General features: G+C 44.3%; 19 protein-coding genes and 1 pseudogene. 9 read left to right on the plus strand and 11 right to left on the minus strand.

Going from position 1 to position 24,772, the window contains the following annotated elements:
* The coding region (locus tag HMPREF0106_RS25805) for a transposase (RefSeq protein WP_083787896.1) at window positions 1–181 on the plus strand (181 nt) is incomplete at its 5' end.
* Between the two features lie 46 nt (window positions 182–227).
* On the opposite strand, the pseudogene HMPREF0106_RS16645 reads toward HMPREF0106_RS25805, so the two are convergent.
* From HMPREF0106_RS16645 to HMPREF0106_RS16635, 3 genes and pseudogenes are all read right to left on the minus strand, one after another.
* Window positions 228–401, minus strand: a pseudogene (locus HMPREF0106_RS16645) (response regulator transcription factor); the annotation flags it as partial.
* 141 nt (window positions 402–542) lie between these two features.
* Window positions 543–2,207, minus strand: coding sequence for a long-chain fatty acid--CoA ligase (locus tag HMPREF0106_RS16640; RefSeq protein ID WP_004316977.1), 1,665 nt, complete (start codon window positions 2,205–2,207; stop codon window positions 543–545).
* A gap of 282 nt (window positions 2,208–2,489) precedes the next feature.
* Window positions 2,490–3,956 carry a potassium/proton antiporter gene (locus HMPREF0106_RS16635; protein ID WP_004316976.1) on the minus strand — a complete coding sequence of 489 codons (1,467 nt, stop codon included), beginning with the start codon at window positions 3,954–3,956 and terminating at the stop codon, window positions 2,490–2,492.
* Window positions 3,957–4,122: 166 nt separating this feature from the next.
* Between HMPREF0106_RS16635 and HMPREF0106_RS16630 the strand changes: the two genes are divergently transcribed.
* On the plus strand, window positions 4,123–5,307 hold the full coding sequence (locus tag HMPREF0106_RS16630; RefSeq protein WP_004316975.1) for a uracil-xanthine permease family protein: 1,185 nt from the start codon (window positions 4,123–4,125) through the stop codon (window positions 5,305–5,307).
* A 207-nt stretch (window positions 5,308–5,514) separates the two neighbouring features.
* Here HMPREF0106_RS16630 and hcp read toward each other — a convergent pair whose 3' ends face one another.
* The 6 genes from hcp to HMPREF0106_RS16600 form a co-directional block, all read right to left on the minus strand.
* Window positions 5,515–7,146, minus strand: a complete 1,632-nt coding sequence (hcp, locus tag HMPREF0106_RS16625; protein ID WP_004316974.1) for a hydroxylamine reductase — start codon at window positions 7,144–7,146, stop codon at window positions 5,515–5,517.
* Window positions 7,147–7,296: 150 nt separating this feature from the next.
* On the minus strand, window positions 7,297–7,965 hold the full coding sequence (locus HMPREF0106_RS16620; protein ID WP_004316973.1) for a Crp/Fnr family transcriptional regulator: 669 nt from the start codon (window positions 7,963–7,965) through the stop codon (window positions 7,297–7,299).
* 10 nt (window positions 7,966–7,975) lie between these two features.
* Window positions 7,976–9,289, minus strand: coding sequence for a sensor histidine kinase (locus tag HMPREF0106_RS16615; protein ID WP_008770635.1), 1,314 nt, complete (start codon window positions 9,287–9,289; stop codon window positions 7,976–7,978).
* On the minus strand, window positions 9,286–10,626 hold the full coding sequence (locus HMPREF0106_RS16610; protein ID WP_004316971.1) for a sigma-54-dependent transcriptional regulator: 1,341 nt from the start codon (window positions 10,624–10,626) through the stop codon (window positions 9,286–9,288). The genes HMPREF0106_RS16615 and HMPREF0106_RS16610 overlap by 4 nt, the downstream gene beginning before the upstream one ends.
* 75 nt (window positions 10,627–10,701) lie before the next feature.
* Entirely contained in the window at window positions 10,702–11,505 is an 804-nt protein-coding gene (locus tag HMPREF0106_RS16605) for a hypothetical protein (protein ID WP_008017978.1), read from the minus strand.
* A complete protein-coding gene (locus HMPREF0106_RS16600) occupies window positions 11,486–12,289 on the minus strand; it encodes a metallophosphoesterase family protein (protein WP_004316969.1) in 804 nt (267 codons plus the stop codon). The genes HMPREF0106_RS16605 and HMPREF0106_RS16600 overlap by 20 nt, the downstream gene beginning before the upstream one ends.
* Before the next feature lie 301 nt (window positions 12,290–12,590).
* Between HMPREF0106_RS16600 and HMPREF0106_RS16595 the strand changes: the two genes are divergently transcribed.
* On the plus strand, window positions 12,591–13,265 hold the full coding sequence (locus tag HMPREF0106_RS16595; protein ID WP_004316968.1) for an ABC transporter ATP-binding protein: 675 nt from the start codon (window positions 12,591–12,593) through the stop codon (window positions 13,263–13,265).
* Between the two features lie 14 nt (window positions 13,266–13,279).
* Window positions 13,280–15,598 carry an ABC transporter permease gene (locus HMPREF0106_RS16590; protein WP_004316967.1) on the plus strand — a complete coding sequence of 773 codons (2,319 nt, stop codon included), beginning with the start codon at window positions 13,280–13,282 and terminating at the stop codon, window positions 15,596–15,598.
* A gap of 39 nt (window positions 15,599–15,637) precedes the next feature.
* Here HMPREF0106_RS16590 and HMPREF0106_RS16585 read toward each other — a convergent pair whose 3' ends face one another.
* Entirely contained in the window at window positions 15,638–16,999 is a 1,362-nt protein-coding gene (locus HMPREF0106_RS16585; protein WP_009039523.1) for an MATE family efflux transporter, read from the minus strand.
* A gap of 138 nt (window positions 17,000–17,137) precedes the next feature.
* Between HMPREF0106_RS16585 and HMPREF0106_RS16580 the strand changes: the two genes are divergently transcribed.
* From HMPREF0106_RS16580 to HMPREF0106_RS16570, 3 genes are all read left to right on the plus strand, one after another.
* A complete protein-coding gene (locus tag HMPREF0106_RS16580) occupies window positions 17,138–17,785 on the plus strand; it encodes an HAD family hydrolase (RefSeq protein ID WP_004316965.1) in 648 nt (215 codons plus the stop codon).
* A 265-nt stretch (window positions 17,786–18,050) separates the two neighbouring features.
* The gene (panB, locus tag HMPREF0106_RS16575) at window positions 18,051–18,872 is read left to right on the plus strand and encodes a 3-methyl-2-oxobutanoate hydroxymethyltransferase (protein WP_004316964.1); all 822 of its coding nucleotides are present in this window, start codon (window positions 18,051–18,053) and stop codon (window positions 18,870–18,872) included.
* A gap of 8 nt (window positions 18,873–18,880) precedes the next feature.
* Window positions 18,881–20,038, plus strand: coding sequence for an MFS transporter (locus HMPREF0106_RS16570; RefSeq protein WP_004316963.1), 1,158 nt, complete (start codon window positions 18,881–18,883; stop codon window positions 20,036–20,038).
* Window positions 20,039–20,141: 103 nt separating this feature from the next.
* Here the strand turns inward: HMPREF0106_RS16570 and HMPREF0106_RS16565 are convergent, their stop codons facing one another.
* Window positions 20,142–22,358, minus strand: a complete 2,217-nt coding sequence (locus tag HMPREF0106_RS16565; protein WP_004316962.1) for a RelA/SpoT family protein — start codon at window positions 22,356–22,358, stop codon at window positions 20,142–20,144.
* Between the two features lie 106 nt (window positions 22,359–22,464).
* On the opposite strand from HMPREF0106_RS16565, the gene HMPREF0106_RS16560 reads away from it, so the two are divergent.
* Window positions 22,465–23,982, plus strand: coding sequence for a DUF4301 family protein (locus HMPREF0106_RS16560; RefSeq protein WP_009039524.1), 1,518 nt, complete (start codon window positions 22,465–22,467; stop codon window positions 23,980–23,982).
* Window positions 23,983–24,135: 153 nt separating this feature from the next.
* Entirely contained in the window at window positions 24,136–24,759 is a 624-nt protein-coding gene (locus tag HMPREF0106_RS16555; RefSeq protein WP_004315311.1) for a chloramphenicol acetyltransferase, read from the plus strand.
* The last annotated feature ends 13 nt before the right edge of the window (window positions 24,760–24,772 follow it).

Below are 24,772 nucleotides of genomic sequence, written 5' to 3' on the forward strand. Positions count from 1 at the left end.
CACAACAGTAGCAAACTCTATTGAGAATCATTATGAAAGGATTCTGAACTTCTTTGTGAACAGGAGTACAAATGCAGCAGCGGAAGCATTTAATGCTAAAATCAAAGCATTTAGGGCATCATTTAGAGGAGTAGTGGATATGAGCTTCTTCCTTTTTAGGCTAGCAAAGGTATATGCATGAAGGGAATTGACTAAACTTAATCCCCCAAGAATTACAACTGAGCCTTTATTTTCGGCATGATAATGTCCAGTATCAAAAGGTCGAAAGGTTCGTCCTGAAGGATTTTCCAACCAGCGTTTCCGTCATGACAGACGGTTACCGTATGTCCGAACTCTTTTAACCCCCGTTCAATGAAAGAGGCGATGTTTATTTCATCTTCAACTAATAATATCTTTGCCATCATTCAGATTGTTTATGCGCAAAGATACTTTTTTCCTGGCATCTGAAGAAAGAAATTCGCCCTACATTTAAGTGTTTCTCCTTTTTGAGTTGTACTGTTTTTCTGAAATTGCAAGGATACTTATCGCGCTATCCGGGATAATTATCCCTTTGCTTCCTGATACATAAAGCGTTTGATTGACTTTTTCGCAGTCTTTTCAAATTCCTCGAAATGGATCTTTATCTTGCTTATTTGAGAATAGTTAGGAAGCTGTTGATTCAACTCGATACGGTTTTGTTCCATCACTTTCTGAATATCCGTCTGCTGCAATCCATGAGCGAAAGCGTCATCGAAATCCGGATAAATCATTGCTACCAGCTTTTCATGTTGTAAGACAATCAGTGATTCCGCAACATACGGCATATTATTCAGCTTGCTTTCAATTTCTTCCGGATAGATGTTCTGTCCGCTAGAGGTGAGAAGCAGGTTTTTGCTACGTCCGCGAACTGTTACATAACCTTCTTCATCCAACGTGCCGAGGTCACCGGTATGCAGCCAGCCGTTAGCATCGATAATTTGCGCGGTAGCTTCCGGATTTTTATAATAGCCCAGCATCATGTTCATTCCTCTACATACGATTTCTCCGGCATGCGTTTCCGGGTCCGGCGAGTCAATACGAACTTCCATCCGGCTGGTTGCCTTACCACAAGAAGCAAGTTTCAGTGTTTCCCAACGACTGGAGCAAATGATAGGACCACATTCGGTCATACCGTAAGCGATTGTATAGGGGAATCCTATCTTTTTAAGGAAGGCCTCAACTTCAGCATTGAAAGGAGCGCCTCCGATAATAATCTCGTCAAAGTTTCCACCGAAGATTTCCATGGCGGCCTGCCGTGCCAGCGATTTGATTTTATCATTCACGATAGGTACTTTAAGCAATAACTTACCGATTGTGCTGTCTACTTTAGGAAGAATATCTTTCTTAATAATCTTTTCCACAATCAATGGCACACAAGAGATCACTCTTGGCTTGATTTCAGAGAAAGATTGAGAAATGATTTTCGGAGACGGCATGCGCGTCAGGAAATAGATGTGCGCACCTGCAGAAAATCCGTAAAGGAAATCATATACCATACCGAACACATGCCCCATAGGCAACATGGAAACGATATGATCGCCCGGTTTAACGGGAAGCATCTCGAAGCAGTAAGCCACATTCGACCAAAGACTGCGATAGGGGAGCATCACTCCTTTAGAGTAACCTGTGGTGCCGGAAGTATAATTGATAATAGCCAGTTCTTCAGGATGATCCTTCCGGTAGCAAATATGTTCCGGGCGGAAGTTCTTGGGATATTGTCGACCATATATTGCATTCCGGTGTTCAAAAGCATAAGTGAGTTTCTCGTTGCGTGATACTAATGGTGAGAAATCTGTTAGTAAAGCAATACCCTCTAATAAAGGCATGGCGTCCTCATTCAAATTTTCCCAGGCTTGGTCACCGACAAAAAGTAATTTGGCTTCGGAATGGTTGACGATATTATGAATATTATCTGCCTTGAATTCATGCAAAATAGGAACAATAACGGCTCCATAAGTAATCGTTGCCAGGAAAGTAACCGCCCAATGAGCACTGTTACGTCCGCAAACGGCAATTTTATCTCCCGGCTGGATGCCGGCACTTTCCAAGACAATGTGAAATTTAGCGATTTTACGCGCTACATCCTTATATTGAAGGGTAATTCCTTTATAGTCAGTTAAGGCATCCTTGTCCCAGTTTTTGATGATGCTTTGCTCAATATAATCAATGAACTGATGTTCTTGTTCCATTCGATTTTTGCACATTTAGTTTAAAACTGCGCAAAATTAATACTTCGCTGATGTAAACCGAATTTTAAATTCAAGTTTTACGGTTAATTAACGGAGGGGGGATGAACAATTTTTACGGCTTGCTAAGGCGTTTTCGTGTTTCTTCCTTAAAACTAGTCTGTTGGCCTATTTAAAACATTTCGTCTCCACGCATGAATTAAGAAACGAGTGTCTTGTAGGGACAAGAGGCTTCATGCGTGGAGACGAATCAGTTATAGTGTATAGAATCAATCTTTTCGGATGTTAGTCAGAATCAGTCTCTTCTTCTTTTGATTTTTCGGAGATGAGCAGCAGTTTATCTCCTTCATGCAGTTTCAGTGTTCCGTTGGGAATCAGGAACTCATCTCCGCGCTTCACAATCATTACCAGCGTGCCTTTCGGGAGATTCATATCTTTCAATGTATCTGCTTCTTCCAGCATACTTTTAGTAATAGTCATATCACTAAGATCAGAGTCTATTTCTTCCGGGAGTTCCACTCCGAAATCATTTCCTGTTTTTTCCAGTGGTTTGGAAAGATTCAAGATCCGAGCTACGAAAGAAATCGTTGTTCCCTGTACCACTAATGACACGATGGTAATAAAGAAAACAATGTTGAAGATGAGGTTCGAACCCTCTACGCCCGCCACTACCGGATAAGTGGCAAAGATAATAGGAACTGCACCGCGCAATCCTACCCAGGAGACGAAAATACGTGATTTCATCGTAATTTTCCGGAATGGAAGCAAACAAAGGAATACGCTTAACGGCCGGCCGATAATAATCATAAAGACACCAATCAACAATGCCACAGCAGCTACTTCCAACATCTCGTGCGGATTGACAAGCAATCCCAGGCAAAGGAACATGATGATTTGAAACAACCAGGTCAGTCCGTTCATAAAGGTGTAGATATCCTTACGATGCATGATTTTATTGTTTCCTACCATGATACCGGCGATATATACGGCAAGGTATCCGTTACCTTTCAGTAAGTCGGTGATGGAGAAAGTGAAAAATACAAATGCAAGTAATAAGATAGGATATAAGGCCTGATTGTCAATATTGAGCTTGTTCAACATTCGGATAGCGAGCTTTCCGAGTACATATCCGGCAGCCGCACCGACGATAAACTGGATGGCAAAAGAACCGACTATGGCTCCGGCTCCCATACCAGACGACTGAATGAACTGTATCAGGACAATGGTAAGCATATAGGCCATCGGGTCATTACTTCCGCTCTCCAGTTCCAGCATGGGACGGAGGTTGTGCTTTAAATTCATCTTCTGTGAACGGAGAATGGCGAACACCGAAGCCGAGTCCGTAGACGACATGGTAGAGGCCAAAAGCAGGGAAGTGGTGATAGGTAAATAAATATTAGACCAGCTCATACCTGATATCCACCAGATAAAGAGCCCGGTGAAAAGAGCTGTGAGTAGTACTCCGACAGTGGAAAGCACGATACCGGGACCTAAAATAGGTTTGATTTCTCTGAATTTCGTATCCATACCTCCCGAGAAAAGGATAATGCTTAGGGCGACCATGCCGATAAACTGCGCGTCTTTCGCGTCGTGGAATTGCAGGCCGAGACCGTCACTCCCAAACAACATTCCTACTACGAGGAACAATAATAAAGTAGGTACTCCGAAGCGATATCCGGTTTTTCCAACAACAATGCTGACGAAAAGTAAGATAGAACCGATAAGTAAAGTGTTTTCTGCTGTAAATATCATAGGCAATATATTATAAAGTTATAAAATTGTCGTTTTAATTCTCACCGTGCGAAGTTACACATTATTAACAACAAATAAAACCTCTTTTTAGATGTATTTTTGTGAAAAAAGGGAGTTAAATTGTCTAAAAAGACTAATTTTGCAGAGATTAATCTACATTATACTTATGGATTCAAATAATCTTACACCTTTGAGGAAAGGGGTGGTGGGGGTACAATTCTTGTTTGTGGCTTTCGGAGCTACGGTACTCGTGCCGTTATTGGTAGGGCTCGATCCTTCGACAGCTCTGTTTACAGCAGGTATTGGTACGCTTATCTTTCATGCCGTTACGCGTGGAAAGGTTCCTATCTTTTTGGGAAGTAGTTTCGCATTTATTGCGCCTATCATTAAAGCGACAGAACTTTATGGGCTGCCCGGCGCCTTATCCGGCATGGTTGGAGTTGCATTAGTTTACTTTGTGATGAGTGCGCTTGTCAAATGGCAGGGAGTGCGGGTGATTGAACGGTTGTTTCCTCCTGTTGTCATAGGACCTGTCATTATTCTGATAGGTTTATCATTGGCGGGAACAGGAGTGAATATGGCAAAAGAGAACTGGGTGCTGGCTCTGCTTTCATTGGTGACTGCGGTTGTCGTTTCGATGAAAGCTAAAGGACTTTTGAAGCTGATACCTATTTTCTGTGGAATTGTAGTGGGGTATCTGGCTGCATGGATCTTCTATGGTTTGGATTTGTCCGGCGTCAGAGATGCCGCTTGGATTGGATTACCGCAGTTTGTCTTTCCTAAATTCTCATGGGAGCCGGTGTTATTTATGATTCCGGTAGCTATTGCTCCGGTGATAGAGCATATTGGTGATGTCTATGTGGTGAATACGGTTACGGGAAAAGATTTCGTGAAAGACCCGGGATTGCACCGCACCTTATTGGGTGATGGTCTGGCTTGTCTCTGTGCCGGATTGCTGGGTGGTCCTCCTGTGACTACTTATTCGGAAGTGACAGGAGCCATGTCATTAACAAAGATTACCAATCCGCAAGTGGTCCGAATAGCTGCCATCTCTGCTATCTTGTTCTCCGTTATCGGTAAAATCAGCGCATTACTAAGATCCATACCTAGTGCGGTACTGGGTGGCATTATGCTGTTGCTTTTCGGGACGATTGCCTGTGCGGGTATTGGTAATCTTGTGAATAACTGTATTGATTTGAGCCGTACAAGAAATATCGTTATCGTGTCTTTGACACTGACTGTCGGGATTGGTGGCGCTGCTTTTAGCTGGGGTGATTTTTCTTTGTCCGGTATCGGATTGGCAGCTTTGGTAGGAGTAGTTCTCAATTTGATATTGCCCAAAGAAGATTAAAAAAGGAAATCACTATAAAAGGAAGCCGGTATTCGAGAAGAAAGAATAAACGCAGGATTCCCGGTTATATATAAAAAAGATAGTGACGGTATATGATGGAAATAGTGACGGTATCATTACCGTATAGCGTCACTATCCTTATCATATACCGTCACTATCTTTTAGAAGGAAATTTGCCTGTAAAATACCCTTCTGTTCCCTTATCATTTATGATAGAAACTTCACAATATCTTCATCCACTGTACTGATACCTCCGATCCCAAATTGCTCGATCAATACGTTCTTTACATTCGGTGAAAGGAAAGCGGGAAGAGTAGGTCCTAAATGAATATGTTTCACTCCTAAAGCCAGCAATGCCAATAAAACAATGACCGCCTTTTGTTCGTACCATGCAATGTTGTATACGATAGGTAACTGATTCACATCGTCCAACCCGAAGATTTCTTTCAGTTTTAGAGCGATTACAGCCAGTGAGTAACTGTCGTTACATTGTCCCGCATCCAATACTCTCGGAATACCGTTGATATCACCTAAAGCTAATTTATTGTATCTGTACTTGGCGCAACCTGCCGTAAGAATCACTGTATCACCGGGTAGCTTTTGAGCAAATTCCGTATAATATTCACGGCTCTTCATACGTCCGTCGCATCCTGCCATTACAAAGAACTTACGGATGGCTCCACTTTTCACGGCATCCACCACTTTATCCGCTAAAGCCGTCACCTGTGCATGAGCGAATCCACCGATGAGTGTTCCGTTTTCGATGGCTACGGGTGGTTGGCATTGTTTAGCATGAGCAATCAGGGCAGAAAAATCTTTCGGTTTTCCATCTTTGCGTTCGGGGATATAATGCGCGCCTTCCAGACCGCAGGCTCCTGTGATGTAAATGCGGTCTTTGTAGCTGGCATTCGCACGTGGCGGAACAATACAGTTACTTGTAAACAGGATCGGACCGTTGAAACTTTCAAATTCCTCTTTTTGTTTCCACCAGGCATTTCCGTAGTTTCCTGCCAGATGCTTATACTTCTTTAGTTGAGGATAATAGTGCGCAGGCAGCATTTCACTGTGCGTATATACATCTACCCCTGTACCTTCCGTTTGCTCCAGCAACTCTTCGAGGTCTTTTAAATCATGTCCGCTTATCAATATACCCGGATGATTACGGACACCAAGATTCACTTGTGAGATTTCCGGATTACCGTAACTGCTCGTATTTGCCTTGTCCAGCTGTGCCATTGCCGATACTCCATGTTTTCCTGTTTCCAGCGTTAATTGAACCAATTCTTCCACAGTAATATCATTGCGGGTCAATTCGGACAATGCGTGCTGCATGAAAGCAAATATCTCCGGTGACTGATAACCCAGGTTATGCGCATGCTCTACGTAGGCAGCCATTCCTTTCAGGCCATAGTGTACGAGTTCTTTTAGTGAGCGTATATCCTCGTTAGGCGTGCGAAGCACACCGACCGTTTTTGATTTTTCTTCAAATTCCTCTTCGTTTCCATCCCAAAGACATTCGTCAGGAGCATTTTCGATCTTTACCTTACCGGCAAGTTCCTTTTTCAGTTTCAGTCCTTCTTTGATTTTTTCGGTGATCGCTACTTTATCAAAATTGGCGTTAGTGATGGTGATGAACAAAGCATCATAGATAAATTTGTCTGCTTGTTCGGAAGACTGTCCCTCTTTACGCAGATGTTCGTTGTAGACAGCAATTCCACGTACTACAAAAAGCAGCAGGTCTTGCAGGTTAGCCACTTCGGAAGTTTTACCGCATACACCTTTTAAGGTACAACCCGTACCCATTGCGGTTTCTTGACATTGATAACAGAACATACTCATAACTTTTACGTTTTTAATTAGTCCAACAGTTTATTTATTGAACGCAAAAGTAGAGGAAAGGTTTCAGGTGATTCTGTAACCAATGTTACAACAATGAATATTTTTATCTCAAATACTCACAATTAGATAAATGATTTTTAAATCGGAGCATTATTGGATGAGCCGGACCAGTTCTTCTTTCTGTAAGATAGTGATATGTTTACGATCCGCTATCAATAGTCCGTCTTCCTGCATGTGTGCCAGTTCGCGGGCGAGGGAAGGGCGGGAGACTCCGAAGTAATCACTCAACTCCTGTTGCGAACGGTCGAGGGTGATATGTGTCTGTTGTTGCTGTTTGTACAGGCGGAGCAGGTAGGAGGCAAGTTTCTGACGAATGGTCTTGAATGACATGAAGAAAAGTTTATCTGATAAAGTCCGTGCATAATTGGCGGAGAGATTCATATAGTTTTCCAAAAACTGCTCGTTCTTGCGGAACAAACTCAAAACACTTGGTTTAGGAAGCTCGATCACCTCTGTCGGTTCATTGGCAGTCACCTCCACCGGATAGCGGTTCTGCTCACCGAACAGGAACAGAGGGGCAATCGCTCTGGGAGCAGTTATATCTTCTACCTTGATAAGACGTCCCGAATAGTCAATCATTTCTCCACGCACACTTCCTTTGGTCAGGATGACAAGACGGTTGCACACATCTCCCTGTCGCGCCAGGATTTCTCCTTTCTTATAAGAACGTGTATGAAAACTGATCTCTTCCAGATCGGCAAGAAGTCTTTCCGGAGTGATTCCACGGAATAGCGGATTATTGACTAGTGTAGGTATCATATATCAATCGTTATTTGAATTTTAAAATAAACGTTGTCTCTTTCTCTCGTAGTAACGTAAGGCTTCCTCCCGAAAGGCGCATGATTTGGCGGGAGATACTAAGTCCGATTCCGCTACCGCCTTCTTTGGTCGTAAAGAAAGGAATGAAGATATGTTCTGCTATTTCCGCTGGGATTTCGGGGCCATTGTTCTTTATTTCAATCCATATTTCTTCCATGTCATTGCAGGACGCCTTCAATTCAATTCTCCCATCCGGCTGATTGCCGATTGCTTGAATTGCGTTCTTCAAAAGATTGATAACTACCTGTGAAATAAGATTCTCATCTGCATATACGATTAAGTCCGCAGGAGTAATCTCTGTGTGGAAACGGATATGCTCACATGGATGCTGATGACAGGCAAGTTCAACCATTCTTTCTATGAATGCTTTCACATAGAACAAGGAGGGTTCCGGTGTCGGTATACGTGTGAATTGCCGGTATGATTCTACAAAGGCAAGCAACCCTTTTCCGGTCGTACTGATTGTTTGCAATCCGTGATTTATTTCTTCGTCTTTATTCGCTGATATTGAAAGAAGCGTATCGCAAAGGGAAGTGATGGGAGTCACAGAGTTCATGATCTCATGTGTCAGTACCCGTGTCAGCCGGATCCATGAATCTATTTCTTTTTCATCCAGTTCGGTATTGATATCATTCAGGGCAAGGATGCGCAGATGCTCTTTGCGTACATTGATTTCCGACACACGGATGGATAAGTTAATCGTTCCCCGTTCATTGTGAAATATGACTTGTAGTTTGTCCCCCGGGCGACAGTTCTCTATTTTCTCCATAAGCTGCGCATCCACTTGACTTAACTGGCGGATATGTGTAAACACATTCAGCCCTAAAATACGGAGTGCTTCTTTGTTCTTCTGATAAACGGCTCCATTGTCATTGAGCACTACTAATCCTGTACTGACAAAGTCGAGAATCAGTTCGTAGTATTTCTCTTGCTGGGCTGTTTCAGCTTTCACGCTATATAAGATATGTCCCACGCGGTTGAGCGCCCGGTTTATTTCTTTGCTTTCGGGAGTACCGTTTTCTTCGGTAAAATGAAACGTATTATCATTATTCTCGAGCGCATCAATCATAAAAAGCACCTGTTTGGTGTGGAGACGATAAAGGCGGATTTGCCAAAGTACGCTAAGAACTAATAAACAAAGACTGACTCCTAACCAGCTGTATGATTGATGTATACCGAACCACACGGACGATATACAGAAAAGTACCGTCAGCAGGACTCTGAACCAATATTGAACACCTACTTGTTGAAGCTGCACTGTCATAATCCGAACTTTTTCATCTTGTTATAAAGAGTTTGCCTGGTTATTCCCAGTTGGGCGGCTACTGCCGATAAGTTTCCTGCACAAGTGTCGAGCGCTTTCCGTATCATCTGCATTTCCATCTCTTCCAGCGTAGAAATACTTTTCTCCTGACTCTCTGTCCGTGGAATGGATAATTGGAACAATTCGGCGGGAACGAGCGGACTGTCATTGATGATAACGGCCTTTTCAATCACGTGTTCCAGTTCACGGATATTACCATACCAAAGGTGTGCTTTCAATTTATCTTTAGCGTCGGGAGTGAACTTCATCAATGCCTTGTCATATTGCTTGCAAAAGCGTACCATGAACCTTTCGGCCAATGGAATAATATCTTCTTTCCGTTCCCGCAAAGGAGGAATCTCTACATGAATGGTATTGATGCGATAGAGCAAATCTTCCCGGAATTCACCTTTCACTACCATCTCTTGCAGATTCCGGTTGGTTGCGCATATCAGTCGGATATGAATGGGAATCGGCGTGTTGCTTCCCACTCGCACAATGCTTCGTCGTTGGAGGACGGTCAGTAGCTTTGCTTGCAGGTGATAAGGCAGGTTGCCTATTTCATCGAGAAACAGCGTACTATTATCGGCAGCCTCAAATTTGCCGGTCCGGTCGGTGTGTGCATCGGTGAAAGAACCTTTAACGTGTCCGAAAAGCTCACTTTCAAATAAAGACTCTGTGATAGTTCCCATATCCACTGCAATCATTTCTTTATATTTGCGGTTGGAAAGGACATGAATCTCTCGTGCCAGCATTTCTTTCCCTGTTCCGTTTTCGCCCGTTATCAGGATATTGGCGTCAGTGATGGCTACCTTTTCAATCAGTGCGCGGAGTTGTTGCATCACTTTGCTTTCTCCCCAGTACATAGGTGAGTGGGTGGTTTCTTCTTTGCCGTCCGTTTTCTTGTTGTTGTGCGTAGAAGCTGCTGCGGTTTGCAGGGTTTCCACCAGTTTTTGGTTATCCCAAGGCTTGACGATAAAGTCGGTTGCTCCTTCTTTAATCCCCCGGATAGCCAGTTCGATGTCGGCATAAGCCGTAAAAAGTACGACCGGAAGTTCCGGACGTACTTTCTTTATTTCATGCAACCAAAATAAACCCTCATTGCCGGTGTTGATGCCTGATGTGAAATTCATATCCAGCAGAATTACTTCCGGGGCTTCTTCCCTTATGACACTGGACAGGGTGACAGGAGAGGAGAGTGTGACAACCTTGGAAAAATAATTTTTCAAAAGGATTTGTAAGGCAGTCAATACTCCTTTATTATCGTCTACAATGATGATTGTTCCTGATTTACTCATTTTCGTTTAAGTTTGCAATGCGCAAACTTACGAAAAAGTAAGTTATAAATCATAATTCATAAATCATAAATTCTTTTATAACCACTGGAACTTCAATCCGAATGATAAACTAAGATAATCACGGGGACGGAGATAGCTATTGTTTACTGCACTGATAACATACAGGTCGCACGTACTTATTTCATAGAAAAAAGTCACCGACTTGGCTAAAAATCTACGTTGCGGATCAATATCGTATGTCAACCGTTGTCCCATGAAAACATGAAAACGTACTTTGCTGGAGAAACCATAGTAACCTTTTGGATAACGTTCCGGCTCATTCACCCAAAACTGGTCGCCAAACACGGTATTCACATAAAGCCCGCAGGTAAGAGGTTCCGTAGAGAAGCCCTTTCCGATATTAATGCTCCAGGGCATATAGTTCTGCTTGAGCGTCATGGTTACTTTGGCCTTCTTTGACGAATATTTCGGTATAAATCCGAGCAATATATCCGTTTCCCACTGATTATGTTTCCCGTAATCCCATCCCGTACCGAAAGAAAGCAATCCCATGTTTCCGGCATACTGTATTTTGGAGTGCGTCGGGATAATCCGTTCCCAGTGACTGCGGAAACGGTGAATCCGGTTATCGTAACGACTGTGTTTCACCTGCTTCGGTGTAACCGGCAATACAGAGTCCGCTCTGATGATCGTAAATATAGAATCTCCTGTGCGAAAAGTGATAATTGAATCATCTTTGATAATGAAACGGAGTGAATCATCCTTGTACGAGTTGATGATTGTATCTGCTTTACAAGTAGCTGAAATCAGACCGGGAAGTAACAGAAGTACGGATAATACTCCTGCGCGCAAGATATAGTTAGTATTTAACCAGTTCATATTCATATTTTTCCGGGGTTATTGTAAATACCAGATAAGTACGGTAATCCATACAATCACTGGTAACATAATGTATTCCATCATCAAAGATCACATCGTCCTGATAATGGTGGGTGTGAGCAGCTGTGCAAACTTGTATTCCCGGGTATTGTCTGATATAATGTTGAAATACTTTAGCCACATTATCATTGAATACATCTGTGTAGGGGCGTGCGTGCATACTAATGACTGTTTTTTTGAATTCGTCCTGTCTGTTCGTTAACTCTTGTTCCATAAAGGTGAAGTTCGGCACCGGTTCAGAGTAGTCATACTCCAATGCATTGGTGTTCAGACAGATAAATTTGACGTTGCCTGCAATAAAAGAGAAGTTAGTGGGACCGAATACTGCCTTGTATGTTTCTGCTCCCGTCCCCAAACAATCATGGTTGCCGATAAGGACTACATAAGGCACGTTAAGTCCGTTCATGATATCCCTTTGCCAGAGAAACTCTTTGGTTAGTCCGAAGTCACTCATATCGCCTCCGTGAATAACGAAGTCGATATCATTCCGTTTATTAATCTCTTTCACGAAATCTTCCGTTTCATCGTACCATCGTTGTGAGTCGCCCATAGTCACAAAGCGTATGGTCGTTTTACCCTGGCAGTTTGCTTCTATTCTTTCGATATTATGTGCGTTGACCTCTGTTTCGCCGCTGATACGGACGTCATATGGATGGTAATCTATCATGCCGCATCCGGAAAGTAAAAAGCACGATAAGAATACATATACATTCTTTCTCATCATAATTATTTTGTTTATAGTCTAGAAAACTAAATGCAAAGATAAAGTTTTCTATTTGGATGGACAATCGGCTAACAGGCAAATAGGACTCTTTGAACAATAAATGGGAGATATGGAACAGTATCGATTTGTCTAATAATCAGACAGGACCGTCTAATTATTAGACAATGCTTGGGAAACTAGGAAAAGATAAATGATTGAAAATGAATAGCCATTCTTGTTTGGCATACTTTCTGCATGACTAAAAACGTCAATAGTAAAACTGGAAATAAATCTATGTAGAACAACATCATAAATAAACAAGATGATACAGATTGAAAATATTAGTAAAGTATTCCGTACTACCGAAGTGGAGACGGTCGCATTAAATCATGTAAACCTTGAAGTAAAAGAAGGAGAATTTGTTGCTATCATGGGACCGTCTGGTTGTGGGAAATCCACCTTATTAAACATCCTCGGCCTATTAGATAACCCCACTGAAGGCTCTTATCTGTTGATGGGAGAAGAAGTAGCCGGTCTGAAAGAAAAGGAGCGTACCCGTGTCCGTAAAGGTAAACTGGGCTTTGTATTCCAGAGCTTTAATCTGATAGACGAATTGAACGTCTATGAGAATGTGGAACTTCCGCTCACTTATTTAGGTCTTAAATCTTCCGAACGTCGCCGAATGGTAGAAGACATTCTAAAAAGAATGAATATCAACCACCGTGCTAAACATTTTCCTCAACAGCTTTCCGGCGGACAGCAACAACGGGTGGCGATAGCCCGCGCGGTTGTAACCAATCCTCAACTCATCCTTGCCGATGAGCCTACGGGTAACCTTGACTCAAAGAACGGAGCGGAAGTGATGAATCTGTTGACGGAACTGAATAGAGAGGGGACAACCATTATCATGGTGACCCACTCACAGCACGATGCCAGTTTTGCACATCGTACCGTACATTTATTCGATGGAAGTATTGTAGCAAGTGTAAAGGCATAAACAGAGAACCAACCATGAGACAAATCTATTATACTATACGTACCTTATTGCGTGAATGCGGATCGAATATCATACGAATCATTTCCCTTTCTTTAGGGCTTACTATCGGTATTCTGCTTTTTTCGCAGATAGCCTTCGAACTAAGCTATGAGAAATGCTATCCGGAGGCGGAACGCCTGGCACTCGTACGTTGTCAGATGACTAATCTTAGTACAGGCGAAACCGCAGGTGATGATGGAGAGATCGGTTATGACTATACTGTTTTCGATGTGGTGGCACCTACTTTGGCAGAAGAAATGCCGAAGGAAATAGAAGTAGCCAGTAGTGTCCTTTCGATGGGAAGTGCCAATATTTATTATGAAGATAAACTGTTGCCCGATGCAGATTACATCTTTGCGGATACTTGTTTCTTTCAGACTTTCGGCATACCGGTGTTGGAAGGCAATCCCAAAGATATGATTATGCCCGGAAGCGTTTTTGTTTCGGAGCATTTTGCCCGTGAGACGTTTGGAGATGAAAGCCCTGTTGGTAAAGTGCTTTCTGTTGAAAAACAAAACACACTGACCATACGTGGGATCTACAAAGATGTACCGGAAAACACGATGCTCACCCATGATTTCGTGATATCTGTTCATCAGAATGGAGGGTATCATGCAGGAGCCGGCTGGAGAGGAAATGATGTCTTTTATGCTTTCCTTCGTTTGCGCCATGCTTCGGACATTGACAAAGTGAATGCTGACATTCAGCGGGTGATCGGTAAATATACCGCATTAGAGTTTGATGGCTGGAAAATTGAATTTAGCGCCATTCCATTGGTGAAACGTCATCTGGCTTCTCCCGATGTACAAAAGCGTTTGGTCATTTACGGATTTTTGGGCTTTGCTATCTTCTTTGTGGCTATCATGAACTATATGCTGATATCCATTGCTACTTTAAGCCGTCGTGCAAAAGGAGTGGGAGTGCATAAGTGCAATGGAGCCAGTTCCACTCATATTTTCAGAATGTTTATGGCAGAGACGGGAATCCTTGTCATTCTTTCCGTATTGCTTAGTTTCTTACTGATAATCAATGCGCGTGGTCTGATTGAAGATTTACTTTCCGTCCGTCTTTCCTCACTTTTCACTTGGGAAACGTTGTGGGTACCGTTGCTCACTATCCTTGTTCTCTTCATACTGGCAGGTGGCATACCGGGACGATTATTCTCCCGTATCCCTGTCACGCAAGTATTCCGCCGGTATACAGATGGGAAGAAAGGGTGGAAGCGTTCGTTGTTGTTTGTGCAGTTTACAGGAGTTTCTTTCGTCTTGGGATTGTTGCTGGTCACTCTGTTGCAGTACAGTCATCTGATGAGCCGTGATATGGGTATCGTCGTGCCCGGATTAGCTCAAGCGCAGACATGGTTGCCTAAAGAATCGGTGGAGCATATTAAAGACGATTTGAACCGCCAGCCGATGGTAGAAGGAGTGACCGTTGCCGTGAATGGGGTGTTGGGCGAGTACTGGACACGCGGACTGATGGGAAATGACGGTAAGCGGATTGCTACCCTTAATTTCAACTCTTGTCATTACAACTATCCTGAAGTAATGGGTATTAAGATTATAGAAGGTACTACGCTGAAAAAGCAGAACGACTTATTGGTAAACGAAGAACTGGTGCGTCTGATGAAATGGACCGACGGAGCAGTAGGTAAAACAGTGAATGACATTCAAGGAACGATTGTAGGCGTATTCCGTGACATTCGCAATAACAGCTTTTATGGGTCGCAATCTCCTATTGTCCTAATTGGAGATGAAAATGCCAACCACGCCTTTGATGTCCGCTTGAAAGAACCATATAACGAGAATCTGAAACGTCTGAACGAGTTTGTAGAAAACACCTATCCGAATATATCCTTGCGTTTTATCCTAGTAGATCAAATGGTGAAAAATATCTATAAAGACGTATACCGCTTCCGCAATTCCGTCTGGATCACTTCCGCCTTTATCCTGCTGATCGTTATCATGGGATTGATTGGCTATGTGAACGATGAAACCCAGCGCCGGAGCAAAGAGATAGCTATCCGGAAAGTGAATGGAGCCGAAGCATCTCATATCCTCGGATTACTGACACGTGACATTTTATACGTTTCAGTGATTTCTATCCTAGTAGGCACTACCGTTTCTTATTTTGCAGGACAGGCATGGCTCGACCAATTTGCCGAGCAGATTGATTTGAATCCATTGCTTTTTGCTGCTACGGCCTTGTTCGTCCAATTACTGATTGTAATCTGTGTTGTTCTGAAAGCATGGCATATCGCGAACGAGAATCCGGTCAATAGCATTAAAGCAGAATAAGCCGAATAGAATAAATGGCAGAATAGGGCAGACACCGCCTTATTCTGCTACTACCGGATGCTGTTTGGAAACCTTCTTGATGTAAATCATCAGACTGACAACGGCTGTAATAAACGCCAGCGCATCCGATACCGGCATACTGATCCAAATTCCTTCCAATCCCCACCAGTTAGGGAACAGTAATAAGCAAGGCAAAAGATAAAGCAACTGCCGCGTCAGCGAAAGGAAAATACTGATTTTAGCCTTGCCGATACTTTGGAAGAAGTTACCGATTACAATCTGTGCCCCTACAAACGGGAACATCAACACAGTCAGCCGGATACCGCCTACCGCCAAATCAATCAACTCATCGCTATCGGTGAAGAGAGCCGATACGGCATGAGGGAAAAACTCACAAATCACGAACCCGCTGCTCGTAATCACTACCCCGGAGATAATCCCCAGTCGCAACGTTTGTTTCACCCGGTCTATCTTTTGTGCGCCGAAGTTGTAGCCCACGATTGGCTGCATCCCCATAGTCAGCCCCAACACAATCATTACATAAAGCGTCAGCAACCGATTGATGATACCATACGCGCCGATAGCCATATCGCCCCCATAATTTTGCAAACTGTTATTGATGATAATCACGATGGCACACGCACACACATTCATCAGGAATGGAGACATACCGATGGCGAAGATACTTTCTACAATCCTCGGTTTCATTTTCCAGATATTCCCTTCAAAATGCACCGTACTGTCTTTCTTGGTGAAGTGGCTCACCACCCACACCATACCAATCAACTGCGAGATAACCGTTGCCGTAGCCGCACCCCTCATTCCCCATTCGAAGTGGAAGATAAAGATAGGAGCGAGGATGATGTTAGCCACCACCGTTACCATTGAAGTAAGCATAGCCTTTTTGGGGTATCCGGTAGCGCGCATCACGTTGTTCAGCCCGATCATTGTGTAAGTGATGGGAGTTCCCAGCAAAATCACCTGCATAAAGCTGCGTGCATACGGAAGGGTGTCGGCGCTGGCTCCGAAAAAAGTCAGTATATCATCCAGGAAGATAAAAGATAGAATACCGAAGAAAAGAGAATTTGTGATACAAAGCATCAGCGTATGTGACAAAATTTCCGTAGCTCCTTTCATATCCTTCTGTCCCAGACGGATAGAGGCGAGGGTAGACCCACCAGCCGAAACCAGTGTACAGAAAGCGACAACAAGATTCATCAGCGGGAAGCTGATAGCCAGTCCGGCAATAGCCATCGGTCCTACGCCATGTCCGATGAAGATACTATCAATGATGTTATAGATAGAAGTAATCGTCATTCCGATAATCGCAGGAATGGAATATTGTAACAGCAATTTGCCGATACGTTCTTTGCCTAAAATGTGCGGGTCGTTCTTGCTCATGCGCCAGTAGATTTTGTTGGATAAAAACGTATGTTACGTTTTTTTTAGCTTTGCAAAGGTACGAATTATTTGCCTGATTCGATGATTATTCGGAACTTTGCGGCGATAGATACACAAGGTTTAACGTTTTAGTTTAATATGAATACAACGAAAACAATTGCAGCACTTTTCGACTTTGACGGTGTCATCATGGATACAGAAACGCAGTACACTGTTTTTTGGGACGAGCAAGGACGGAAATATCTGAATGAAGAAGATTTCGGACGCCGTATCAAGGGACAGACGCTATTACAAATCTATGAAAAGCATTTCGCGGACAAACCCGAAGCGCAGCTCGAAATAAGCGCTGAACTCAATGTTTACGAGAAAAAGATGTCCTACGAATACATCCCCGGAGTAGAAGCCTTCATAGCTGATCTTCGTCGGAACGGTGCAAAGATAGCCGTAGTCACCAGCTCCAACGAAGAGAAGATGGCCAACGTCTACAATGCCCATCCCGAATTTAAAGGAATGGTAGACCGCATCCTGACAGGAGAAATGTTTGCCCGTTCAAAACCCGCTCCCGACTGTTTCCTGCTGGGAATGGAAATCTTTGAAGCCACCCCCGAAAACTCCTACGTCTTTGAGGATTCTTTCCACGGCCTGCAAGCCGGCATGACTTCCGGGGCAACCGTGATCGGACTTGCCACCACCAACTCACGCGAAGCCATCACCGGAAAAGCCCATTATATAATAGACGACTTCACCGGCATGACATACGAAAAAATGATATCTCTCCATAAATAACGGCATTATTTTTAAATAGTTACCTCACTTATATTATATTAATAAATGAAATAAGAAAAATAACCGAGATAAATAAAAATAGTGAGACCCACCCATCCTTTCAAATGCCTTCCAACTATCCAAGCGAAGCATTTGAAAGGATTTTTTGCTTTTCTTTCCCAGTTATGAATTAAATGTTATAACTTTGCCGCAATTTTTGAAAGCGTCCAAATGCGCAGACATCAATGACATAAATCATAATTCATAAATCATAAATTAAAAAGACATGGCTGGTTATATATCAGATGACACAAGAAAGGTGACTACTCATCGCTTGGTTGAAATGAAACAGAGAGGCGAAAAAATATCTATGCTGACTGCGTATGATTACACAATGGCACAGATTGTAGACGGTGCGGGAATGGACGTAATCCTGGTAGGCGACTCCGCTTCTAACGTAATGGCAGGTAACGTGACTACATTACCTATCACGCTCGACCAAATGATTTATCATGCCAAATCCGTAGTACGTGGTGTAAAGCGTGCGATGGTGGTAGTTGATATGCCTTTCGGATCTTACCAGGGCAATGAGATGGAGGGACTTGCTTCCGCTATCCGCATCATGAAAGAAAGTCACGCTGACGCATTGAAGCTCGAAGGCGGTGAAGAAATCATCGACACGGTGAAACGTATCGTATGCGCCGGTATTCCTGTGATGGGACATTTGGGACTCATGCCTCAATCCATTAACAAATACGGAACCTATACCGTACGTGCCAAAGACGAAGCCGAAGCCGACAAACTGATTCGCGACGCCCATTTATTGGAAGAAGCAGGCTGTTTTGCCATTGTACTCGAAAAAATCCCCGCTACCCTTGCAGAGCGTGTAGCTTCCGAGCTCACTATTCCTATCATTGGAATCGGTGCCGGCGGTCACGTAGACGGTCAGGTATTGGTTATTCAGGACATGCTTGGCATGAACAACGGATTCCGTCCGCGTTTCTTACGTCGTTATGCTGACTTGTACACGGTGATGACCGACGCCATCAGCCGTTACGTTTCCGACGTGAAGAATTGCTACTTCCCCAACGAGAAGGAACAATATTAAGATAGTATATGGCAGTTAAATTGTGGACAGTTCATTTTATGCGGATATGTGTAGCTAATTTGCTGTTGTTTATATCCTTGTATGTGTTATTTCCGGTACTTTCCGTAGAGATGGCCGACCGTCTCGGAGTGCCGGCCGCACAGACAGGAGTAATCTTTCTTTTTTTCACCTTGGGGATGTTCCTCATCGGTCCTTTCCATGCCTACCTGGTAGATGCCTACAAACGTAAATACGTATGTATGTTTGCCGCTGCCCTGATGGTAGTGGCGACGATTGGGTACGCCTTTGTGACGAACTTCACAGAACTAATCCTGTTGAGTACCGTGCAAGGACTGGCCTTTGGCATAGGCACTACTGCCGGTATTACCTTGGCTATCGACATCACCAACTCCACACTGCGGAGCGCGGGAAATGTCAGCTTCTCGTGGACGGCACGTCTGGGAATGCTTTTGGGGATTATCCTCGGAGTGTGGCTCTATCAAAGCCACTCATTCCAAAACCTGCTCACTGTATCTGTCATAACCGGAGCTGTAGGAATTCTCATGCTATCGGGGGTATATGTACCTTTCCGTGCGCCGATTGTCACTAAACTCTATTCCTTCGACCGCTTCTTATTGCTTCGTGGATGGGTTCCCGCTATCAACCTGATTCTGATAACATTTGTTCCGGGCTTACTGATTCCAATGGTACACCCTTTCCTAAACGATTTCGTACTCGGAAACGTGGGAATCCCCGTACCGTTCTTTGTCGGCACAACCCTCGGATACATTATCTCCCTGTTCATCGCGCGCCTGTTCTTTTTTAAAGAGAAGACACTGCGCTTGGTCATTATAGGAATCGGGTTGGAAATGGTAGCCATGTCCTTATTGAACACAGACCTTTCAATAGGCATCTCTTCCGTACTCTTGGGATTGGGTTTAGGTTTAACCATGCCGGAATTCCTGATGATATTTGTGAAACTATCCCATCATTGCCAACGCGGAACAGCCAACACTACCCATTTGCTGGCAAGCGAAGTTGGTATCTCCCTGGGTATTGCTACTGCGTGCTACATGGAATTGGATACAGACAAGATGCTCCATACCGGACAGATGGTAGCTTCTATCGCTTTGCTGTTCTTCGTATTGGTCACTTATCCTTATTATATAAAGAAGAAGGTAAGATAAAATAGACAGAAGAACAAAAGAACATATTTCAGGAGTGATGATTATTTTTTGATTTTCATCATACGTATCCAAAAATATGTTCTTTTGTTCTTCTGTCTTAACTTTAATTCCTGCTCACCTGTTTTACTCCCTTCACCGTCCGTAATTTTTTGATAAGAGCCTCCAAACGCCCCGTATCACCCACCATTACTGTCAGTGTGCCAGAGAACAACCCATCGTTCGAATCAATACCGATAGAACGTAGCGTGATACCATTCTCTTTCGAGATGATCGAAGTAATATTTGTCACGATACCAATATCATCATGTCCTACAACGCGCAGCGTGATCGGATATTGCGTACCTTCCGACTTGCCCGCCCAGCGAGCCTTCACAATCCGGTAGCCGAAGCGTTCGCGCATCTGGTTCGCGTTCGGACAATCCGACCGGTGTATCTTGATACCGCCGCTCACCGTTACGAACCCGAACACATCATCGCCATAAATCGGGTTACAACATTTAGCCAGTTTAAATTCCAGTCCTTTCAGATTCTGGTCAATCACCAGTACATCCTCTTTAGATGTCGTTTCCTCCTGCGCGGTCTGCAAATTATACCCTTCGGCACTCCGATAAACAATTTCATCGTGCGTATCGCTGTCCCGTTTTTGCTGCTCAATGTATTTATCCAGAATCTCGTTCACATCCAGTCCGCCATCGGCAATCCGTTGATAAAACTCCGTCACGTTCTTGAATCCCAAACGCTTGATGAGGCGCATCATGGTCGCTTCATCATACTCCAGTTTGCGGTTCTTGAATTTTCGTTCCAGCGTCTCTTTGGCAAACGCATGTTGGCGTGCCACCATTTCTTTGAGCGCCTGGCGTATCTTGGTGCGTGCTTTGGAAGTCGTCACGATGTTCAGCCAGTCCTGTTTCGGAGTCTGGGTGTTTGAAGTCATGATCTCCACCTGGTCGCCGCTGTTCAACTTCTGCTTCAACTGCACATTCTTGCCGTTCACTTTCGCGCCGATACACTTGCATCCCAACTTACTATGTATATGGAAAGCAAAATCGAGCACCGTAGCCCCTTTAGCCAGCTTGAACAAATCCCCCTTGGGCGTAAAGACAAACACTTCATCCTCGTAGAGATCCATCTTAAACTGATCCATCACCTTCATCGAGTCGTTGTCCGCGTTCTCCAATGCCTCCCGCACGGAAGTCAGCCACTCGTCCAAGCCCGTTTCTCCTTTGATACCTTTATATCTCCAGTGCGCAGCCAGTCCGCGTTCCGCGATCTCATCCATCCGTCGGGTACGTATCTGCACTTCCACCCATTTCCCTTCCGGGCCCATCACGGTGATGTGCAACGACTCGTAACCATTACTCTTCGGTATTGAAAGCCAGTCGCGCAGACGCTTCGGGTTCGGCTGGTACATATCCGTCACAATCGAATACACCTGCCAGCACTCCTGTTTCTCCTTCGCCGGGTCCGGTTCCGAATCCAGGATGATACGGATGGCGAACAAGTCATAAATCCCCTCAAAAGGAGTCTTTTGCTTCTGAATCTTGTTCCATATCGAATGAATCGACTTCGTGCGTCCCTTGATGTCGAACTTCAGTCCCGCTTCCGCCACCTTCTTTTGGATCGGTTCGATAAAAGCGGCGATATACTTGTCGCGGGAAGCCTTCGTTTCATTCAGCTTATCCTTGATGAAATAATATGTCTCTTTCTGCGTATATTTGAGAGACAAATCCTCCAGTTCCGATTTCAGCTTATACAATCCCAGCTTGTGAGCCAGCGGAGCATACAGGTATGCTGCTTCGTTTGCCACCTTGATCCGGTCCTCCTCGTTGCCTGTATCCTTTATTTTGCGCATCACGTTCACGCGGTCGGCAATCATAATCAGGATTACGCGCATATCCTCCGCAAACGACAGCAGCAGATTACGGAAATTCTCCGACTCGATGGCAGGGCTTTTGGCATACAGCTCGTTCGTCTTCACCAATCCCTTGATGATGCTTGCCACGTCTTCACCATATTCGGCGTTCACCTCGTCGATAGATAATACATGACCTTTCACGATTTCGTGCAACATGATCCCGATCAGGCACGAACCTTTCATACCGATTTCCTCGGCAACGATCACTGCTGTTTGTAAATCTCTGATGACGGGATTCATCCCGAAGTTATTGCGTTGCAGACCGTTACATTGGGCCGCCTTGATAAGATGTTTCTTTAACTTTTGGCAATCTCTCCAGAAAATACTGTCTCCGGCAGACTGCAATAAATGTCGATAGAGTGAAAAAAGCTCCTTTTTTTCCTCCAATGTAAAAAAGTCGTCCATATTCAATCTTGTTAATTCGATGTAAAAGTAGTTTTTTTTCCGGTTATTCGGCAAGAAGTAAATAACATTTTGTATTTTTGGGCATCAATTAATAAAATTAGATATTATGATAACGACACAGGACAAAGAGTTGCTTGCCAAGAAAGGCATCACGGAAGAGCAAATTGCAGAACAATTAGCATGCTTCCAGACGGGATTTCCCTTTTTAAAACTGGATGCGGCAGCTTCCATCGAAAAGGGCATATTAGCTCCCGACGCAGAAGAACAGAAGGCTTATCTGGCCGCCTGGGATGCATATACAAACACAGATAAGACTGTTGTGAAGTTCGTGCCTGCCTCCGGTGCTGCAAGTCGTATGTTTAAGAATCTATTCGAGTTTCTGTCCGCCGATTATGACCAGCCGACTACCAAGTTCGAACAGGCTTTCTTTGACGGAATCAAGAATTTTGCTTTCTATGACGATCTGAATGTGGCCTGCCAGCGTATCTCCGGAAAAGACATTCCCGGACTGATGGAAGAAGGCAACTATAAAGCAGTGGTGTCCGCCCTGCTGGAGACTGCAGGACTGAACTATGGCGCACTACCGAAAGGTCTGCTCAAATTCCATAAATATCCTGAAGGCTCCCGTACTCCGATGGAGGAACATCTTGCCGAAGGCGCTCTGTATGCAGCCGGCAAGAGCGGCAAAGTGAACGTACACTTCACCGTGTCTACCGAACACCGCGAACTTTTCAAGAAGCTCGTGACGGAAAAAGTGGACGACTTCGCCAAACGTTACGGCGTAGACTATTACATCACCTTCTCCGAGCAGAAGCCAAGTACCGACACCATTGCTGCCGATATGGACAACCAACCGTTCCGCGACAACGGCAAACTGCTGTTCCGTCCCGGTGGTCATGGCGCGCTGATTGAGAACCTGAACGACTTGGACGCAGACATCATCTTCATCAAGAACATCGACAACGTAGTGCCCGACCGTTTGAAAGCCGACACCGTTACGTATAAGAAACTGATTGCCGGAGTGCTCGTGACCCTGCAAAAACATGTATTCGAATACCTCACGCTGCTCGACAGCGGCAAGTATACGCACGACCAGATGATGGAAATGCTTCAATTCCTGCAAAAGAAACTCTTCTGCAAGAATCCGGAAACAAAAGATCTCGAAGACTCCGTACTGGCCATTTACCTCAAAAACAAGTTCAACCGTCCGATGCGTGTCTGCGGAATGGTGAAGAACGTAGGCGAACCCGGCGGCGGTCCGTTCCTTGCTTACAATAGCGACGGAACCATCTCCCTGCAAATCCTCGAAAGCTCGCAGATCGACATGGACGATCCGGAGAAGAAAGAAATGTTCGAGAAGGGTACGCACTTCAATCCGGTAGACCTCGTATGCGCTGTGCGTGATTATAAAGGACATAAATTCGACCTGGTGAAATATGTAGATAAAGCCACCGGCTTCATCTCCTACAAATCGAAGAACGGTAAAGACCTGAAAGCCCTCGAACTTCCCGGTTTGTGGAATGGTGCGATGAGCGACTGGAATACCGTCTTTGTAGAAGTTCCTCTTTCTACCTTTAACCCGGTGAAGACAGTGAATGACTTGTTGCGTGAGCAACATCAGTAATTGTATATCTATGTTCACCACAGATTACACGGATTAACACAGATTCTTAATTACCGATAATGGTTGAGATATAAAAAGAAAAAAGGATGCATCCGAATTCAATCTGTGTTAATCTGTGTAATCTGTGGTGAAACTTAAAAAAGAGTGTTTAGAATGAATCAGATAGAGAAGATCATCGATATTGCTACTTGGAACAGAAGAGAACATTACGAACATTTCAGTGCTTTTGACGATCCTTTTTTTGGAGTGACGGTCAACGTAGATTGTACGCGCGCGTATCAGGAAGCCAAAGACAAAGGCGTTTCCTTTTCCCTGCTCGTCCTTCACCGCATCGTGACTGCCGCGGCTGCCGTGGAAGAGTTCCGCTACCGCATCGAAGGCAATCGAGTGGTGTGTTATGACAGTCTTCTGCCCGAAGCCACTGTGGGGCGTGCCGACCACACCTTTTCTTTTGCCGCTTTTGAATACGATCCGGACGAACTCGTCTTTATTCGTCGGGCAAAAGCCGAGATGGAACGCCTGCAAGCCACTACGGGACTCAACAAAGGAGGTACGTTTCATCCCAACGCCATTCATTATTCGGCTGTGCCGTGGCTCTCTTTCACCGATATGAAGCATCCCACCAATATGCGTTCGGGCGACAGCGTTCCCAAAATCTCCACCGGTAAATACTTCCGCGAAGGAGAAAGGCTGATGATGCCCGTTTCCGTCACTTGCCATCATGGATTGATGGATGGCTATCATGTAGCGCAGTTTATCGAGAAGCTCCATTTATAAACTTCGTTCTGAA

The organism is Bacteroides sp. D22, from assembly GCF_000163675.1.
Taxonomy (GTDB): Bacteria; Bacteroidota; Bacteroidia; order Bacteroidales; family Bacteroidaceae; genus Bacteroides; species Bacteroides xylanisolvens.